The sequence below is a fragment of the Methanobacterium bryantii genome (assembly GCF_002287175.1).
In the GTDB taxonomy this organism is placed as follows: Archaea; Methanobacteriota; Methanobacteria; order Methanobacteriales; family Methanobacteriaceae; genus Methanobacterium_D; species Methanobacterium_D bryantii.
This window is the reverse complement of record NZ_LMVM01000012.1, coordinates 144,319-162,587: the sequence shown is the minus strand read 5'-3', so window position 1 is coordinate 162,587 and position 18,269 is coordinate 144,319. Positions and strand designations below refer to the sequence as shown.

General features: G+C 35.2%; 15 protein-coding genes. 12 read left to right on the top strand and 3 right to left on the bottom strand.

Annotated features, from left to right (window positions below; all coding sequences use genetic code 11):
• Positions 1-384 precede the first annotated feature (384 nt).
• The 5 genes from ASJ80_RS06225 to ASJ80_RS06205 all read left to right on the top strand — a co-directional run bounded on the left by ASJ80_RS06225 (position 385) and on the right by ASJ80_RS06205 (position 7,385).
• On the top strand, positions 385-2,829 hold the full coding sequence (locus ASJ80_RS06225; protein ID WP_083241061.1) for a PAS domain S-box protein: 2,445 nt from the start codon (positions 385-387) through the stop codon (positions 2,827-2,829).
• 270 nt (positions 2,830-3,099) lie between these two features.
• Positions 3,100-4,392, top strand: coding sequence for a TrpB-like pyridoxal phosphate-dependent enzyme (locus tag ASJ80_RS06220; protein WP_069585475.1), 1,293 nt, complete (start codon positions 3,100-3,102; stop codon positions 4,390-4,392).
• A 445-nt stretch (positions 4,393-4,837) separates the two neighbouring features.
• The gene (locus ASJ80_RS06215) at positions 4,838-6,058 is read left to right on the top strand and encodes a bifunctional 5,6,7,8-tetrahydromethanopterin hydro-lyase/3-hexulose-6-phosphate synthase (protein ID WP_048081917.1); all 1,221 of its coding nucleotides are present in this window, start codon (positions 4,838-4,840) and stop codon (positions 6,056-6,058) included.
• Between the two features lie 115 nt (positions 6,059-6,173).
• Positions 6,174-6,554, top strand: coding sequence for a carbonic anhydrase (locus ASJ80_RS06210; protein ID WP_069585470.1), 381 nt, complete (start codon positions 6,174-6,176; stop codon positions 6,552-6,554).
• Positions 6,555-6,794: 240 nt separating this feature from the next.
• Positions 6,795-7,385, top strand: coding sequence for a flavodoxin family protein (locus ASJ80_RS06205; RefSeq protein ID WP_069585465.1), 591 nt, complete (start codon positions 6,795-6,797; stop codon positions 7,383-7,385).
• Between the two features lie 38 nt (positions 7,386-7,423).
• Here ASJ80_RS06205 and ASJ80_RS06200 read toward each other — a convergent pair whose 3' ends face one another.
• Complete coding sequence (locus ASJ80_RS06200; protein WP_069585459.1) at positions 7,424-9,457, bottom strand: Ig-like domain-containing protein; 2,034 nt, start codon at positions 9,455-9,457, stop codon at positions 7,424-7,426.
• Between the two features lie 311 nt (positions 9,458-9,768).
• A complete protein-coding gene (locus ASJ80_RS06195; RefSeq protein ID WP_069585457.1) occupies positions 9,769-12,501 on the bottom strand; it encodes an Ig-like domain-containing protein in 2,733 nt (910 codons plus the stop codon).
• A 499-nt stretch (positions 12,502-13,000) separates the two neighbouring features.
• On the opposite strand from ASJ80_RS06195, the gene ASJ80_RS06190 reads away from it, so the two are divergent.
• The 4 genes from ASJ80_RS06190 to hisB all read left to right on the top strand — a co-directional run bounded on the left by ASJ80_RS06190 (position 13,001) and on the right by hisB (position 16,363).
• On the top strand, positions 13,001-14,617 hold the full coding sequence (locus ASJ80_RS06190; RefSeq protein WP_069585455.1) for a flippase: 1,617 nt from the start codon (positions 13,001-13,003) through the stop codon (positions 14,615-14,617).
• A 76-nt stretch (positions 14,618-14,693) separates the two neighbouring features.
• Positions 14,694-15,395: a TOBE domain-containing protein gene (locus ASJ80_RS06185; protein WP_069585454.1), complete on the top strand. Its 702-nt coding sequence runs from the start codon at positions 14,694-14,696 to the stop codon at positions 15,393-15,395.
• Between the two features lie 64 nt (positions 15,396-15,459).
• The gene (locus tag ASJ80_RS06180) at positions 15,460-15,759 is read left to right on the top strand and encodes a 4Fe-4S dicluster domain-containing protein (protein ID WP_245837508.1); all 300 of its coding nucleotides are present in this window, start codon (positions 15,460-15,462) and stop codon (positions 15,757-15,759) included.
• 22 nt (positions 15,760-15,781) lie between these two features.
• The gene (gene hisB / locus ASJ80_RS06175; RefSeq protein ID WP_069585453.1) at positions 15,782-16,363 is read left to right on the top strand and encodes an imidazoleglycerol-phosphate dehydratase HisB; all 582 of its coding nucleotides are present in this window, start codon (positions 15,782-15,784) and stop codon (positions 16,361-16,363) included.
• A 136-nt stretch (positions 16,364-16,499) separates the two neighbouring features.
• Here hisB and ASJ80_RS06170 read toward each other — a convergent pair whose 3' ends face one another.
• Positions 16,500-16,889 carry a hypothetical protein gene (locus ASJ80_RS06170; protein ID WP_141705215.1) on the bottom strand — a complete coding sequence of 130 codons (390 nt, stop codon included), beginning with the start codon at positions 16,887-16,889 and terminating at the stop codon, positions 16,500-16,502.
• Between the two features lie 381 nt (positions 16,890-17,270).
• On the opposite strand from ASJ80_RS06170, the gene ASJ80_RS17465 reads away from it, so the two are divergent.
• The 3 genes from ASJ80_RS17465 (at position 17,271) to ASJ80_RS06160 (ending at position 18,263) form a co-directional block, all read left to right on the top strand.
• On the top strand, positions 17,271-17,471 hold the full coding sequence (locus ASJ80_RS17465; RefSeq protein WP_245837500.1) for a nitroreductase family protein: 201 nt from the start codon (positions 17,271-17,273) through the stop codon (positions 17,469-17,471).
• A 50-nt stretch (positions 17,472-17,521) separates the two neighbouring features.
• Positions 17,522-17,830 (top strand): nitroreductase family protein, encoded by a 309-nt coding sequence (locus ASJ80_RS17460; RefSeq protein ID WP_245837498.1) that lies wholly within the window; start codon positions 17,522-17,524, stop codon positions 17,828-17,830.
• A gap of 139 nt (positions 17,831-17,969) precedes the next feature.
• Entirely contained in the window at positions 17,970-18,263 is a 294-nt protein-coding gene (locus ASJ80_RS06160; RefSeq protein WP_069585448.1) for an ArsR/SmtB family transcription factor, read from the top strand.
• The last annotated feature ends 6 nt before the right edge of the window (positions 18,264-18,269 follow it).

The window sequence follows — 18,269 nt, the reverse complement described above, 5'->3', positions numbered from 1 at the left end:
TCATTTATTAGTTAAATTAAACCAATGCTAATAATTTTGAAAGTACAGATTTTTTAGTACCAAAAAGTATGATACCTCAAACTCTAAATATTAAAACCGAGGGGCGGATCATTTTCCACTACTATTAATTTCCACGTTAATTCCAGATTTAAATAAAAATTCGCCCCCCACACCCCACTTCATGCATTTTAAATCTTATTTTAGCAGTAAAACCTCAAATTTACTTAAATTACTATTTTAAAATTAAAGAACTTAAATCAAAAAATATCATCTCCACATAAAAACTAATTAAAAAGTTTTAAATCTTTAAAACAAGTAAATAATAGTAACTTCTTTCTAATTTATCAGATAATATTAATTATCACTTGATGGGAGAGCCACATTTTGAATAAAAAAGATAATATATTCAAAGAAATATTTGATAAGTCCCCCCTCGGCATTTTTTGTTATGATAAAAAAGGTAATTTAATTGATGCTAACCCGACTGCCTTAAAAATAGCAGGTATTGACTCCATAGATAATTTTAAAAAAGTTAATTTATTTGATAATCCCGATATCGCATTAAAAAAGCTTGAATTACTTGAAAAGGGGTTAATTAAGTTTCAATCTCAATTGAATTATGATGATATAAAAAATAAAGGGTTTTATGTTCCCACAAGATCAGGAACTGCTTTTATTGATTGGACTGTTTCTGTTACTGATTCTAACTTTTTAGTTCAAATTCAAGATATTACTGAGCGTGAAAAAGATGTTTTACTTGATAATGAAGAGCATTTACGTCTTGCATTAGAATCCGCTAATCTCGGCACTTGGGATCTAGATCTTAAAACTGATGTTGCTATTCGTTCATTGCGCCATGATCAGATTTGGGGTTTTAAAAAGGCTCAAGCAGAGTGGAGATTTGAAAAAGCCATGAAATACGTGCTGCCTGAAGATCGACAGCATATTCTAGATGCATATACTATTGCCATGAAAACAGGCAGTTTAAAACATATAAATCGAGTTATATGGCCCGATGGTAGCATACATTGGATCGAAGTGGATGGAAAAGTTCATTATGATAACAAAGGCCATCCAGTTCGAGTAATGGGAGTTGTTGGTGACATTACAGAACATAAAAACTCTGAAATGCAAATTAACAGGCAAAATAAATTGTTAAACGGCATTAACAAAGTATTCCAGCAGTCTTTAACCTGTGAAACTATTGAAGAAGTCGTGGAAAAGTGCCTTGAAGTTGCAGAAGAATTAACAGGCAGTGATTTCAGTTTCATAGGGGAAGTTAATGAAAACGGGCGTTTAGATGACCGTGCTGTAAGTCCTCCAGGAGGGGATGCATGTACAGCAGATCCCAAAAAAGCACGGGAATTATTGAGCGACATGGAAATTGTAAGTTACTGGGGGCGGACAGTAAAAGAAGGGAGAAGTCAAATCGTAAATGACCCTGATTCCGACCCTGATAAACGCGGCATCCCTGAAGGACATCCCCCAATTAAATCTTTTTTAGGAGTTCCACTGAAACAAGGTAATACAACAATAGGACTGATTGCTTTAGCGAACAAAGAAGGGGGTTACACTGAAGAAGATAAAGATAATATTGAAACTCTTTCTGTCGCTTTTGTTGAAGCTTTAAAACGAAAGCAAGCTGAAATAGAATTAAAAAATACTTTAGATCACCTCGAAGAACAGGTTGAAGAACGTGCATTAAAATTAGAGGATGCTTACGAAACTTTAAAGGAAAAAGAGATAAAGTATCGTTCTTTATATGAGAATGCACCTGTAGGTATTTTTCATTCAACATTGGATGGAAAATATATTGATGTTAATCCTGAACTTGCAAAGCTTTTAGGCTATGATTCTCCCGAAGATTTAGTTTCAACCGCCAATAAAGCATCTATTGCAGATATTATCTATGTCAACAAAGATTTAAGGCCAGGCTTTTTAAAATCTGCTTTAAAAGATAATGCCTGGTTTAAAACTGAAAATCTTTACAGGCGAAAAGATGGAAAAATAATAATTGGAGATCTCTCCTTTAGAGATTTTGGAAAAGATGAAAATGGAAATCCAACATTAGAAGGCTTCATGACTGATATTACCAAACGTAAGAAAGCAGAAGAAAAATTAAAAGAAACTATATCTGAATTAGAACGCTCCAATAAAGAATTAGAAAGTTTTGCCTACATTACCAGCCACGACCTGCAGGAACCGCTTCGAACCATTGCCAGTTATGCTCAACTAATCGAAAGACGGTATAAAGGTAAACTAGACTCTAATGCTGATGAATTCATTGAATTTATGGTTGACGGTTCAAGGAGAATGAAACAAATGATTCAGGGTTTGCTTGATTATTCACGTGTCGGGACACGAGGGCATGAATTTACAGAATTTGAATCTGAAGATGCATTGAACTACGCTTTAAGTAATTTAGGATCCGCAGTTAGTGAAGTTGATGCTGAAATAACGAATGATGAACTTCCAGTAATTTTTGCAGATAAAGGCCAGATAGTACGAGTATTCCAGAATTTAATTGGAAATGCGCTTAAATTCCGTAATGAGAGAGTACAACTCAAAATTTATATCTCCACCCATAAAGAAGAGAATGAATATGTTTTCAGTGTCAGTGACAATGGAATTGGATTAGAAGAGCAGTACAGTGACCAGATTTTTGAAGTTTTCAAGCGATTGCACGCTATCGGAGAATATCAGGGCACAGGAATAGGTTTAGCCATTGTTAAAAGAATTATAGACCGCCATGGAGGAAGAGTTTGGGTTGACTCAGAACCTGGTGAAGGTTCAACATTTTACTTTACCATTCCCCTTGAAAAAAATTGAGTATCCACCATTATATATCTTCCCACACTTCGAGCTGCCCACTTATCTAGACCCATAAAATACCAAAGTCACTAATTTTAATGGAACTTATTCTTGGATCACTCCTCTTGACGGCCCCTTAATGTTAATTTGGCATACTATTTTTATAATCAAAAACCAAAACTTATTCATAACATAAAATCCATAATTATTAAAGTACAGATATGTACAACAAAGATTTAATAATATCACAGATTATATGGTCTTAATAAAATTAAATGGTGATTTTTAATGTATAAGGTTACACTATCCTCAAAAGACATACCCAAAAAATGGTATAATATAGCAGCAGACCTACCTGTAGAACTTCCCGCGCCCTCACAGACAGAGGAAGGACAGCAGCTAGGAAACTTGCCTAAAGTATTTTCTAAAGGCGTTTTAGAACAGGAAATGTCTACAGAAAGATGGATTGAGATTCCAAAAGAAGTAAGAAAAGTTTATAAAATGATCGGAAGGCCAAGCCCGTTATTTAGAGCAACTGGTCTTGAAGACTACCTGGATACCCCAGCTAAAATATACTACAAAAGAGAAGATACTTCCCCAACTGGAAGCCATAAATTAAACACTGCTATTGCACAGGCATACTACGCTAAAAAAGACGGTGTTGAACGTCTTACAACAGAAACCGGTGCAGGGCAGTGGGGTACAGCGTTATCACTTGCATGTTCCATGCTGGGCATGGAATGTACTGTTTACATGGTTAGAGTTTCATTCCAGCAAAAACCATACAGAAAAACCATCATGCAGATATACGATGGAGATGTTATACCTTCCCCAAGTGATAAAACTGAATTTGGAAGAAAAATACTGAGTGAAGACCCAAATCACCCAGGAGCACTCGGAATTGCAATATCAGAAGCTATGGAAGATGCACTACAGGATGAAAAAGCTTATTATTCCCTTGGAAGTGTTTTAAACCACGTTCTACTCCACCAAACAGTTATTGGTCTTGAAACCAAAAAACAGATGGAAATTTTAGGTGAAGACCCTGATGTAATTGTAGCATGTGTGGGCGGTGGAAGTAACTTCGGAGGAGCAGTTTTCCCATTCGTTAAAGATAAAATTGACGAGAAAATTGACTGTAAATTCATAGCAGCAGAACCTTCATCATGCCCAACCCTTACAAAAGGAGAGTACAAATACGACTTTGGTGACACCGCAGGTTTAACACCTCTTTTAAAAATGTACACACTAGGACACGACTTCGTACCTCCATCTGTACACGCTGGAGGATTACGTTACCACGGAATGTCCTCACTGGTATCATTACTCGTACATGAAGGACTTGTAGAAGCCCGTTCAGTAAAACAGGGAGATATATTCAAGAGCGGAACCACATTTGCAAAATGTGAAGGTGTAGTCCCAGCTCCAGAAACATGCCACGCTATAAAAATAGGTATGGACGAAGCACTGGAATGTAAAAAGACCGGAGAAGAGAAAAATATTATAATTAACTTCTCTGGACACGGAATGCTGGACCTTAAAGGTTATGACGACTTTATAAACGGCAACCTTGCGGATTAATTAATCCCCTCTCTTTTTTCTTTTATTTAGAAATATAATCTTATTTTCAGTTTTTAAAAACGGAACTTAAATTGTTGGTGCTTCCCAATCACAATTTAAATTAACAGAAAACTAGAAATATATTCATACCCATTACAACAAAAATATTAAACCAACATTTAATAGATTTTAAAAAACTAAAACTATATTCACACCAACCTTTTTTTGGAAAAAGCCGTCGAAAATCTGTCAAAATTCAAAGAATTTTGACGCATCAAAAACGTAGTTTTTGATTGCTTCGATTTTCAGGTGCCAAAAATCCATAGGATTTTTGAGCAGTTGATCAAAAATATTCACACACATTACAATAAAAATATTAAACTAACATTTATGATTTTAAAAAACTAAAACTATATTTACACTAATTCAATACATTATTTTAGACTAATCTAGGAGGATAACAATTATGTATCATATAGGAGAAGCTTTAATAGGAAGCGGAAATGAAGTAGCTCACGTTGATCTAGTAATTGGGGACAAAAACGGCCCTGCTGGTACAGCATTTGTAAATAATTTAACACAACTATCAATAGGACACACACCCTTACTTTCAGTTATAAGGCCTAACTTACTTACAAAGCCTGCCACATTAATTATACCTAAAGTAACTGTGAAAGATTTGTGCGATGCAGAAAAAATATTCGGCCCTGCTCAAACTGCAGTAAGTAGAGCAGTAGCAGACGCAGTTCAAGAAGGATTAATCCCTGAAGACAAAGCAGAAGATTTAGTAATACTCGCTTCAGTTTTCATACACCCTGAAGCAAGCGATTATCGTAAAATTTATCAGTACAACTACGGGGCAACAAAATTGGCAATAAGAAGAGCAATGGAAGGATACCCTTCAGTTGGAAAAGTTTTAGCTGAAAAAGACCGTGGTGCACACCCTATAATGGGCTTTAAAGTAGTAAAACTATGGAACCCACCATACTTACAGGTTGCACTCGACTTAGACAACTTTGATGATGTTGAAAGGATAATAAACAGCCTTCCAAACCGTGAAAGAATACTGCTTGAAGCTGGAACACCGCTAATTAAAAAATTCGGTGTTGGAGTTATAAGCAAAATCAGAGAACTGCGAAAAGACGCATTTATAATTGCAGACCTTAAAACCCTCGATGTCGGAAGAGTAGAAGTTAAAATAGCTGCAGATGAAACTGCTGACGCTGTTGCAATTTCTGGACTCGGAACCGTCGAATCCATCGAAAAAGCAATCCATGAAGCAATGAAACAGGGAATATATTCCATACTGGACATGATGAACGTGGAAAACTTCGTTGAAAAACTCCAGTCATTAAGATTTAAACCTGACATTGTCCTGTTACACAGAAATGTTGACCTCGAAACCGCTGCAAAAGAACGTGGAGAAGCTGAAGCAGAAGTAACAGAATGGGGTAACATCAACCAGATCAAAGAAATCCTTGGTAAAAACGGACTTGTCGCTGTTGCAGGTGGAATAACACCTGACAAAGTAGATAAGGCACTTACAAGCGGTGCAAGCATCATCATTGTCGGAAGGTACATCATAGGTTCAAGAGATGTAAGACGTGCAGCTGAAGACTTCTTAGCCCACATGCCTCAAGACCCTGACACCATGAGACTTGCTCTTGATGAAGACGAAGCAATTTAACTTATTTTTTAAAGCATAGCTCTGCTATGCTTACCTATTTTTATTTAAGTATTATAAACCAAAATTTCTAGTTTTTAAGATAAATTAAAATAATTAATAGTCACGGAGGAAATGCATGACCTTTGCCACCTGCTTGAACTGTATAGATGGACGGGTACAATTACCTGCCATTAACTGGATTACAGAAAAATACAATGTAAAATATGTAGATATGGTAACTAAAGCTGGAATGGACGGATTTTTAGCCGCTGAAAATTCAGATATCCATGAAATCATAAAAAATGTGAAAGTTTCGATTTCAGGGCATGGATCTAGAAATATTTTTGTAGTTGGCCATTATGACTGTGCTGGAAATCCAGTTGACGATATAACTCATAAAAAGCAGATTAATACTGCAGTAAACCGGATTAAAAATCTATTTCCGGATTTAAACGTGATAGGCCTATGGATTAACGAAAATTTTACAGTTGAAGAAAATAATTCAAACAAAAATTGAAAAATTTTTGCGTGCCACAAAACTGTCTAAACCGTAGATCTCAATTTTGCAAATCTTTAATTTGCAAATTTTAGTTTTTTAAGCACATGAATATTACAAAAATTTATAATCTTTCAATTAAAAAGAGTCTATCTATTACAAAAGATCACTTATTTAAAATAGAAATTCCCTTCTATCTGGGCATTTCCACACACAAATTTTATTTGTCTGATTAGATACACTATACTCGGAGAGTTAATAATGATAGTAGGTATATGCGGAAGTCCAAGAAAACAAGCTACAGACTATGTTTTAAATGAAGCTTTAAACATGCTTGAAGATAAAGGATTTGAGACAAATTTTTTCAGCGTTAGGGGCAAAGATATCAGCCCTTGCAGGCACTGCAACTACTGTTTAAAGAAAAAGGAATGTATAATTAAAGATGATATGTATGAAGTCTATGATTTAATCCGTGAGGCAGATGGACTTGTATTTGCTTCTCCATGTTATAATGGAGGGATCAGTGCTCAGTTAAAAATGGTTATGGACAGGACCAGAGCTATGGGCGCTGCAGACATTAACTTTTTGAGGGGAAAAGTTGGTATGGCCATTTCAGTCGGGGGCGATAGACACGGCGGCCAGGAACTTGTAATCCAGCAAATATTCACTTTTTATATACTTAACGGGGCCGTTCCAGTAAGCGGCGGCGCATTTGGGGCCAATTTAGGGGCGACATTCTGGTCGCAGGACTCCCTTGAAGGTGTTAAAAATGATGCTGAAGGATTTAGGGTCCTTAAAAAGACTGTCAGGAATTTTTCAAACTTTTTAGAAAATGTTGAAATGGACTTTTAAAAAGCTAAATTCTCAAAAAATAGAAAAAAACAGAGAATTTAGTATTTCCCTGTTTTAAATTTAAATGTGTAGTATTTAGTAAGGTTATTCCCCACATAGTCTTTTACTGCTGATACTGGAATGTAAACTGCGTAATATGAGTAACTGTATCTTTTAGATGTTGTTTTAATATAGAGATAGTTTCCTGAAATTGATTTACTGATTGCAACTTTTTTTCCATACTTGTTTTTCACATAGATTTTAGACCAGTCCACACCTGTTTTAATATTTTCACTGAATTTGATTTTAATGGTACCTGTTCTTGAAACACCTGCAGCTTTATTTTTGGGACTGGTTGAAGCTATTTTTGGCGGAGCAATGTCTACCGTGACATATTTATATGCAGTTTGACTGTCCGCTTTAACTAAAATTTTAGCAATGCCCCCTGTTGATCCGCCTTTAAAAGTAGTTTTTGCAGTTCCATTAATGGTAGATAATGATTTGCCGCCTAAAGTTCCCAATGTTGCACTTAAATTCATTTTTATCCCATCTGGAACATATCCACCGGCAGGATCATGATAAGTGCCCTTACTGTCGTGACATAAGTCCGCAGTTATGGTTGACACCCCTCCAGCTTTAACACTACCAGGACTTGCAGTTACAGTTAAAACTAGCCATGGACTAAAAGTTGCATCATAATAGACTCTTTCTGATGGACTTGTATTGGAGCCCCACCAGTTGTATCTGACATCAGCCGAACCATCATCGTTGTATATGTCTTCAGGAGGGCACCCCTCAATATGGTTTCCTATAAAGCTGCAGAAATGCATGATCAATTTGCCCCTATTGTAAACTGCATCACCATAAAGGTTTCCTCCGTTATTTTTGAAGGTACTGCCTGATACAGTCGTATTAGAACCATATAAGTTTGAAATAGCGCCGCCGTAATCTCCAAGGTTACCTGTAAAATTGCTGCCTGTAACAGTTAAAGTACCTTTATTATAAATAGCTCCGCCATAGTAAGCTAACTTTTCATCTACGGTGCTTGCATTATTCCCTATGAAAATACTGTCGCTAACGGATGATTTACCCCAATTAGCAATAGCTCCACCATAATCTGCTGCATTATTAGTAAATGTACTGTTTTTTACATTCAAAGTGCCGCCATTGCTAATAGCACCACCCCTGTAACGCGGCCCAGTATTTGTGCCACTTGCTTTATTACCCGTGAAAGTACAACCATTTACGTTGAAATTACCATATTTATTATAAATAGCACCGCCATAACTCACTACATCATCATATGTGCTGTTTACAACATTATATTTGAAAGTACTGTTTGTTACAGTTACTGTACCCTCATTGGAAATGGCACCGCCATAATCTGCAGTATTATTTGTAAATATACTGCCTGTTACAATTAAAGTACCTGAATTATAAATGGCACCACCCATGCGTTCAGTTGCAATATTACCTGTGAAAGTGCTGTTTATTACATTCAATTTATTTCCGTTGTAAATAGCACCACCAAAGCCCTCGTTACCTGTAAAAGTACAGTTATTAACTGTTAAATTTCCATAGTTGAAAATAGCACCGCCGTCGCCTCCCTTGTTGTCTGTAAAAATACAGTTAATAATGGTTAAAGTGCCATCGTTAGAGACAGCGCCACCACCTTCCATTTCAGAGGTGCCTTTTGTCATTGTTAAATTCATGATTATGACAGTAATTCCATCCTGGATCTGGAATATCCCATCATGTTCACCAGCCCCATTTATTACGGTATTTTCTTTGCTTTGGCCTCTTATGGTCATATTCTTTTCAATGTAGATATTGGTATTGCCTTCCCCTGTGTAGCTTCCGTCTGCAATTTTTACTGTTCCACCTTCAATTACAGTTCCTGTTGCATTTTTGATGGATTTTTTAGGGCCATCTGTTCCATTCCATACAGATGCTTCACCGTTCCAGTTATCGTTTCCCCCAGAATCTACATAAATAATTGAGGAGTCAGCCGAAACCGCATTAACAGCAGATAATATAATAAAAGCAATGCTAAACAAAAAAACTATACATAACGTTTTATTTGCACATCCCATGCTAATATGTGTTTTAATATTTTCCACCCCCATTTTTAATCCAAAATTTTAATTATTAAATTATTAAAAAATATATATACTAAAATGAAGTGCTTATTTAAAATTTTATATTTTTTTATAGTATAATTAACGTCACTTATAGATTTAATTATTTATTAACATTCTAATATGAATAAAATCAGCCAAATAGATATATTATGATTTATAAAAACCCTAAAATCCATTATAAATGCTAAGTTTAGTAGTTAACTAATATTCAATTTATAAAATTAATTAAAACTCAATAAAAAATAAAAAATAGAAGTTAACTTTTAATATCTCCCTGTTTTAAATTTAAAAGTATATCTTGTGGCTAAGTTACGATTTGCATAGTCTTTTACCGCTGCTGCAGGAATATAAACCTGATACCAGTAGTATGCATATCTCCTTGAGTTAGTCTTGATGTAAAGTGTATTTCCTGAAATCCATTTGCTGATTGCAACCTTTTTTCCTGTTTTAAGGTTTTTAACGTATATCTTAGACCAGTATGTGCTTGTTTTAATGTTCTGGCTGAATTTAATGTAAATAGTGCTAGTTCTGGAAACGCCAGTAGCATAATTTTTAGGATATGCTGAAATCACTTTTAGCGGGATCTGTACAGTTTGACTGTCAGTTTTAGCTGCAACGTTGACAATGCCCCCTGTTGATCCTGCTTTTAAAGTAGATTTTGCAGCTCCATTAACTGTAGATGATTTACTGTTTATAGTCCCAAATTTAGTAGTAAAACTTACTGGTATTCCATCTGGAACATGGCCGCTTGAATAGCTGTGATAACCACCGTTTGAATCATAGAAGAAGTCCGCATATATAGTTGATGTCCCTCTGGCTTTAATAGTAGTAGGGCTTGCTCTTAAAGTTAAGACCATCCATGGACTAACAGTTGCACCAACAACTCTGCCTTTTGACGGGCCTGCATTGGAACCCCACCAGTTGTATCTAACATTAGCCGAACCGTGGTAGTTTTCTATATCTTCAAGAATGTATCCTGTACTGGATACATATTTAGATACTTTAACCCTATTTCCAATAATTCTACAGAAATTTACAGTCAATTTACCCTCATTGTAAACAGCACCGCCATTAGAAGTAGCATTATTGCCTGTAAAAGTACTGCCTATTACTGTGGTAGTTGAATTGCCCCAATTACTAATAGCACCTCCTACATCTCCAACATTACCGGTAAAAGTACTGTAAGTAACGGTTAAATTACCATTATTAGAGATTGCACCGCCGTCGAACGCATAACTTGAAATTGTGCTGACTGCATGGTTTCCTGTAAAAGTGCTGCTGCTGACACTCAATTTACCTATGTTAGAAAGGGCACCGCCAAAATCTGCAGTGTTCCCGCTGAATTTACTGGTTTTAACTGTTGCTTCTTTGAAATTGAAAATTGCACCTCCGCCGTATGCCAGATTCATGGCATTTGTACTGACTGCATGGTTTCCTGTGAAATTGCTGACGCTGACGCTCAATTTACCTTCATTATAGATGGCGCCGCCATAATTTTCCACAGTGATATCTGAGCTGCTTACTTTGTTACCAGTGAAAGTACTGTTAATTACAGTTGCATTACCATCATTACAAATAGCACCGCCGTTAGTTGCAGTGTTGCCGTTGAATTTACTGTTATTTACAGTTAAAACACCTGAATTTGAAATAGCCCCTCCAATTGAATGTCCTTTTGCACTATTTGCAGCGTTACCAGTAAAATTACTGCTAGTTATGGTTGAATTGCCTGTATTGAATATAGCACCGCCCATTGCAGTGTTACCTGTGAAATTACTGCCTGCGACAGTTAAATTACCCCCATTGTAGACAGCACCGCCAAAATATGCAGCATTATAATTAAATTCACTTCCATTAATGGTTAAATTTCCACTATTTAAAATAGCACCTGCAGCTGAAGCGTTATTTTTACCATTTGCTGTGTTTCCTGTTAAAGCATTTAATCCAAACTTACAGTTTGTTACAGTTAAATTACCTATATTGAATATAGCGCCGCCCATTGCAGTGTTACCTGTGCTAATAACTTTGTTACCTGTAAAAGTACTATTTTTAATGGTTAAATTTTTTTCATTACCTATTGCACCGCCACCAGATGTGCCGTTGCCTGATGCCTGGTTACCTGTAAAAGTACTGCCATATATATTCAAAATACCCCCATTAAGGTTCAAAGTACTGTTGTATTCATTGTATATAGCACCGCCTGATGTTACATTGTTCCCTGCTGCAGTGTTACCTGTGAAAATACTGTTAAGGACTGTTAAGACTCCCAGATTATAAATTGCACCACCTGCAGTTGCACTGTTACCTGTGAAGTTGCTGGTATCCACGGTTAAACTTCCAATGTTAAAAATAGAACCACCTGCAGTCCCATTGTTACCGATTAAATTACCTGTTGCAGTGTTATTTATAAAATCACTGACGGTAACCGTCAAATCTCCAGCATTATATACAGCTCCGCCGGCAACAGCGTGATTCTTGGATATATCTTCACTTGTTGCGGTGTTACTTCTAAAAGTACTGTTAACAATAGTTAAATTCCCAAAATTGCAAATGGCACCGCCTGCAGTTATATTCTTGTCTGCAAGTGTTAAATTCTGGGTCGCAGTTCCATTTACAAAGGTTAAATTTTTGATAATTACATTTATACCCCTTTGAATGGTGAATATCTGCGCAGAACCTGTACCGTTTATAATTGTGTTCCCTCTGCTTTCCCCGGCAATAGTCATATTCTTGTCAATAACGACATTAGTATTATTTTCTCCTGAGTAATGCCCATTTGCAATATTTACTGTTCCACCACTAATTATGGTTCCTGTTGCATTTTTAATTGACTTTTTAGGGCCAGACATAGTTAAATCATCCCATATTGATGATTCACCGTTCCAGCTATCATTACCAGTCAAATCACTTACATAAATAATTGACTGATCAGCAGAAACCGTGTTAACAGTAGATAATACAGTAAAAACAATACTAAATAAAAAAACTAAAGTTATCATCTTATTTACATATCTATAAGTTATTCGCGTTTTAATCCCCTTCACCTCCAAAATTTTTGATTTTGGGGTTACAAAATTCTCTGAATTTTGATAATATAAATTTATATCCCAAATATTGCTTTGTAAATTATTACAAAACAAAATTATTGTAATTAAATTATTATTTAAAAGTTCCTATTTTATTTCCCTGTTTTTAAGGGATTTTTTGTTACAATATTCAAACATTTGACATATTTAAGGATAAAAATCCAATATTATATTATAATACACTCAAAAGAGCCAAAATAATTGTATTATCAAGTTAACAAGCATTAAATAAACCATTAAATACTATTAATTCCATATTAAATAAATGAATTTATATTAAAAAAAGGCATATTCCTATTACCTGGCAAACGATGTGACAATCTTTATAAATGATACTGGGCAATTAGAAAACCTAGATGCTAATTTTTCTAAAAAATCAACATTTTTATAGGTAATTATTTTTGGTGAGTTAATGGAAGAAGCAGATGTAAGTCCACGTGAAAACCCAAGTGAAAGCCCAAATGGAAGTTCAAAGATACTCAGAGGAAGCTTTTTAATGATGGTCAGCTACCTGTTCTTTAGAGTGGGCGGTTATCTTTATAGATTTATATTGAGCAGAATGCTTGGGCCTGAGGGATATGGATTAGTGGGCCTTACAACACCGTTTCAAGGCATATTCCAGGTACTATCTGCAGGAGGTTTTCCTCCAGCAATTTCTAAATTTGTGGCACAACATAATGCTGTCGATGAAAAGGACATGGCAAGACAGGTTATTTTAACTTCCCTCAAATTTATGATGGTGGCAGGGACTCTTTTTGGTATTCTAATATTCTTTTCTGCAGACTGGATAGCAAATTTCTATTTCCAGAAACCAGCCATGGTTTATCCACTTCAAGCCGTTGCACTTATAACTCCATTCAGCGTTATAGTTGGAGCTTTAAGGGGTGCATTCCAGGGTGTTTATAAGATGGAGCTTGTTGTAGCCAGTCGTGCGGTAGAACAGGTATTTATGATAGGTATGGCTGTTACATTTGTTTCCATTGGTTTTTATGCAGCAGGAGCAGTTCTTGGAACCGCTTTTGGGTTCATAGCTTCTGCTATAGTTTCCATTATACTCCTTAAGAAATATGTATGGGTACTCTTCCCAAAACCAGTCAATAAAATTAGTTTTAAAGACGAATTAGTGCTTTTGAAAACACTTTTAGTCTTTTCAATACCTGTAGCTATAACTGCGCTTTCAGAAATGGCCATATATGATGTAGGGCCTCTTGTTATAGGTAGATATTTACCTGCACAGGATGCAGGGTATTATACAACTGCAGATCCTATTGCAAGGCTTCCCCTCATTATTTCTCTTTCAGTAGCAGCTGTGATACTCCCTGCAGCTTCTGAAGCTGCCAGTTTAAAGGACAAAGTGCTTCTTGAAAATTATATAACTCAATCATATCGTTATGTGGTACTGTTAGTGCTTCCGCTTTGTGTTGGAATTGCAATATTCGCACAACCTCTTCTCAGCCTGCTATTTGGATCCAATTATATTTTTGGAGCCCCTGCACTAAGCATACTGGTTGTTGGAATGACATTCTACACCCTTTTCATGGTATCATCAAGTATAATACAGGGAATGGGACACCCAAGGCTTCCTATGATTATCCTAATTATAGGAACCGTGCTGAATATCATATTGAATTTCCTTATGGTTCCAATGTATGGAATTATAGGAGCAGCTGTTGCAACCACCATAGTTGCATTTTCAATAATGGTTGTAATACTATGGAAAACTTGTCATATAACAGAAGTGAAACTACCATATCTTGATTTTGCTAAAATTGGATTTGCATCTGCTATTATGGGCCTATCAATATATTTCATACCTAAAATGGATTTAGAACTTTTTGGAACAGTTATAGATTTAGGACTTCTTGCAGCGATTATAATTGCACCGATTATATATACAATCATATTTGCATTAATAGGCGGATTTACAAAAAGGGATATACGAGTAGTTAGAAGATACAGCAAGAAATTCGGCCCACTCTCTGGTGCAGTTGAAAAGGTAGTTAAATTTATAGATAGGTTTGTAAAATAATATATAGAAAAAATTAGAAAGAATATACCAAAGTTCATTTCTAACTTGAATTATTATAAAATTATAGGGGCTTTTTATGGACATAGAAGAAAAACCAGAATATAAACTGGAAATGGAAATTTCAATCGGCGGAAAACAGGTATCATTAAACTACAAAAAATTCCTTCTCCTTAAACACATCGATGAATACGGATCCATAATGAAAGCATCCAAAAAAACAGGAATTCCCTACAGAACAGCCCTTAAAAACATTGAAATAATGGAAGAGAAACTTGGATCTTCAATCGTTTCCACCCAAAGAGGGGGAAAAGGAGGCGGAGGTGCAAGCAGCGTTACCGATATAGGTAAACAAATACTCTGGGAATATACCAAGCTAACAAGTATCCTTAAAAAGCATTCTGAAGTAAATGAAGTAGAAGGTAAAATTACAGGAATTTACGAAAAGAATAAGGTTATGCATGTGGATATAGAAGGAAAAACCATAGTAATTCCATTAGACCATGATTTTAATAAGGGAGATAAAGTACTTGTTTTAATAAGTCCAGATGATATTTTTGTAACGTTAAAACCCTATGAATCAAGTGTTAGAAATGTGTTTGAGGGTAACATAATTGGGATGGAACTTAACAATGAGATGATAAGGCTCACTGTCCAGCTGAACAATGCAAAGCTTTATGTAGACGTTACAGATTATTCCAGAGAAAAACTTGGTTTAACACTTGGCATGGACATATATATAGGTTTTAAAGCTGCTTCAGCCACCATAGTTAAAATGTAGTCTGTAAATTAAAACTAGAGAATTTTTAAATGAGTGGAATTTAAAAAAATACTATTATTAAATAATGCCTGTCTGTACTGGACTTCGAAAATCAAGCCTGCAAATTATATTAACTGTAAATTACAATGTAATTAACATGAGGATCGAAGTAGATAAAGAAAAATGCATAGGCTGTGGAAAGTGCAGAGAAGCGTGCCCTAAAGGACCTAAAATATGGAGCATAGGCAAAGATAAAAAGGCAAAAGCTTCGCATTTAGAATACTGTCATGTATGCATTAACTGTGCCTCAAGGTGCCCTGTAGATGCAATACGTGTAATTAGAGATGGTAAAGAAGATGAAGAAGCATTTAAAAAAAGTGAATAAATATCTGTAAGAAGGTTCAAAAATGACAGATCGATACATGAAAATGAGCAGAAAAACATCTGAAACAGACATTGAAATTTCGTTAGATATCGATGGAAATGGAAAATCAGATGTAAGCACAGGAATTGACTTTTTTAATCATATGCTGGACTCTTTTGCAAGACACGGATTTTTCGACCTTGGTGTTAAAGCTAAAGGTGATGTAAAAGTAGATGATCACCATACAGTTGAAGATGTAGGAATACTACTTGGAGAAACATTTGCAGGTGCAATAGGAAATAAAAAAGGGATAAAAAGGATGTCACATGCAATAATCCCTATGGACGACGCACTGGCAACTGTAGCCGTGGATATAAGCGGAAGAAGTTACAGTGTCTTAAACTTCGAATTTAAAAATGCAAAAGTTGGAGACCTGAGCACAGAGAATGTTGAACACTTCTTTGAATCCTTTGCAAGTTCTGCAAGGATTAATATCAATGCACGGGTGGAAGGTGAAAACGACCACCATAAAATAGAATCACTCTTTAAGGCATTTGCAAGGGCTTTAAAAGATGCATTACGGATTGAACACGATATAATCCCAAGTACAAAGGGTGTTCTCTAATCTTTAAAAAAACTTTTTATTTTTAATGTTCAGAAATTGGAAATTTTCGATAGTTCGGAAACATTCTGTTTTCTCAATATTTCAAAAATCAGACTTATTTTCCAAATTAAGATAGTTATAATATTTAATTCAAATTTTAAATCCTTCTATCTACTATTTTTTCAGTTACAGCACCTATTTCCGATTTTAATAATTTAAACCGTTTATACTCATCTTTAACGCTTAAAAGATCCTGTTCTATTCCATTTAACTCATACGAAGAGATTTCTATATCCATCTTGTAGTAATCTGATATCATTACATCTACCTGATGCAACATCTCATGGATTGCACCGTACTGATACAAAATTGCATCTACTTCTTCATGTAACGAGTCAAGTCTTGATTTTAGTCCTTCTATTGAATTCAATAGTTCAACCGGGGTTTGAGGTTCATTCACTATTTCATGGTGCGCTTCCTGTATTGCGGCCATTTCTTCATGTATACTTTCTATTTTGTGCTTATTGGAGTTTGCAAAAAGCATCATACGAGTATAATTATCGTATATATGCTCAAAATCTTTGACCAGTTTAAAGCCCCCTTGATCTTTTTTGTATTGGTTAAATTTTCATTCACTACTTTAGAGCAGTTGCTTTCTATTTTTGGAATTCGCAATACAAAAATGTTTCTTTAAGCTTAAACTAACAATATTTGCCAATTAATATAACATCCCAAATAAAATTAAGAAGATGAATTTAACCGTAATTCTTTCATATAATAAATAAAATAAATAAGAACCATATCAATAACTGTTACTTCAGAATTAAGTTATCATAAATACATAATAATGCTTAATTTTAAAAATATATCCATATTATACGTTTTAAGTACTAAAAATTAAAATTCACGAATAATTGGAGGAATAAAAATGGAATTTTTAGAATTAATTGAAAAACGGTACAGTGTAAGAGCATATAAACCAGACGATATAGAAAATGAAAAACTGAATACAGTACTTGAAGCAGCTCGCCTTGCACCTACAGCAACCAACTATCAGCCTTTCCAGATTATAGTTATACCTACAAAAGACCGTGAAAATGAATTAAACCGCATTTATCCTGCAGGATAGTTTGTCCAACCCCCTCTTTTAATATGCGTATGTGCAGTCAGCAGTAAGGCATGGAAAAGGAGAGACGGCAAAAACTTTATGGATATAGATGCAACAATCGTTATGGACCATATAATTCTTGCTGCCCTCAAACACGAAGTGTTTGGGGCATAAAAAATCAACGATTTTTCAATGCTACAAGCACTGGACTTGGAACATGTTGGATTGGGGCTTTTGATGCCGACGCTGCTAAAGAAATTTTAAAGTTACCGGAAGGCGTTGAACCAGTTGTATTTACTCCCCTCAGATATCCAGCAGACGAACCCTGTACCAAAGAACGTAAGGACTTATCTGAACTTGTAAGATATGAACAAGGGTAACTCCATACCTTCTGTCAAATTCAAATTTTAAACATTATAGTAATAGTATAAGTTAATACAGTCCACAAAAAGCACGATTTAATATATTAAAGATAAGAAATACATAATTTGATTAAATAAAACACAAGGTATTGAGCGTATGAAGTACATGGAAAAGCTGCTTTGGTGGTTAATAACTGGTAAAAGGGGAGGTATAAACCGTGCCAGAATTATTAAAACGCTCCATAATAGACCTTATAATGCTCACCAGCTTGCAAAGGAACTTGATTTAGATTATAAAACTGTAAGGCACCATCTTAAAATTTTAGAGGAGAATAAAGTAATTAAATCCACTGGAGATTCCTACAGTAAATTATATTTCTTAACCGAAGAAGTAGAACAAAACTATGATATTTTCCGGGAAATCTGGGAAAAAATAACCGAAAAATCATGATATAAA

What these genes read in the sequence shown, in the direction of transcription:
- ASJ80_RS06220 (WP_069585475.1), top strand. Translation starts at nt 3,100, where the DNA reads ATGTATAAGGTTACACTATCCTCAAAAGACATACCCAAAAAATGGTAT.
- ASJ80_RS06215 (WP_048081917.1), top strand. Translation starts at nt 4,838, where the DNA reads ATGTATCATATAGGAGAAGCTTTAATAGGAAGCGGAAATGAAGTAGCT.
- ASJ80_RS06210 (WP_069585470.1), top strand. Translation starts at nt 6,174, where the DNA reads ATGACCTTTGCCACCTGCTTGAACTGTATAGATGGACGGGTACAATTA.
- ASJ80_RS06205 (WP_069585465.1), top strand. Translation starts at nt 6,795, where the DNA reads ATGATAGTAGGTATATGCGGAAGTCCAAGAAAACAAGCTACAGACTAT.
- ASJ80_RS06200 (WP_069585459.1), bottom strand. Translation starts at nt 9,457, where the DNA reads ATGGGATGTGCAAATAAAACGTTATGTATAGTTTTTTTGTTTAGCATT.
- ASJ80_RS06195 (WP_069585457.1), bottom strand. Translation starts at nt 12,501, where the DNA reads ATGATAACTTTAGTTTTTTTATTTAGTATTGTTTTTACTGTATTATCT.
- ASJ80_RS06190 (WP_069585455.1), top strand. Translation starts at nt 13,001, where the DNA reads ATGGAAGAAGCAGATGTAAGTCCACGTGAAAACCCAAGTGAAAGCCCA.
- ASJ80_RS06185 (WP_069585454.1), top strand. Translation starts at nt 14,694, where the DNA reads ATGGACATAGAAGAAAAACCAGAATATAAACTGGAAATGGAAATTTCA.
- ASJ80_RS06180 (WP_245837508.1), top strand. Translation starts at nt 15,460, where the DNA reads ATGCCTGTCTGTACTGGACTTCGAAAATCAAGCCTGCAAATTATATTA.
- hisB (WP_069585453.1), top strand. Translation starts at nt 15,782, where the DNA reads ATGACAGATCGATACATGAAAATGAGCAGAAAAACATCTGAAACAGAC.
- ASJ80_RS06170 (WP_141705215.1), bottom strand. Translation starts at nt 16,889, where the DNA reads ATGATGCTTTTTGCAAACTCCAATAAGCACAAAATAGAAAGTATACAT.
- ASJ80_RS17465 (WP_245837500.1), top strand. Translation starts at nt 17,271, where the DNA reads ATGGAATTTTTAGAATTAATTGAAAAACGGTACAGTGTAAGAGCATAT.
- ASJ80_RS17460 (WP_245837498.1), top strand. Translation starts at nt 17,522, where the DNA reads ATGGAAAAGGAGAGACGGCAAAAACTTTATGGATATAGATGCAACAAT.
- ASJ80_RS06160 (WP_069585448.1), top strand. Translation starts at nt 17,970, where the DNA reads ATGAAGTACATGGAAAAGCTGCTTTGGTGGTTAATAACTGGTAAAAGG.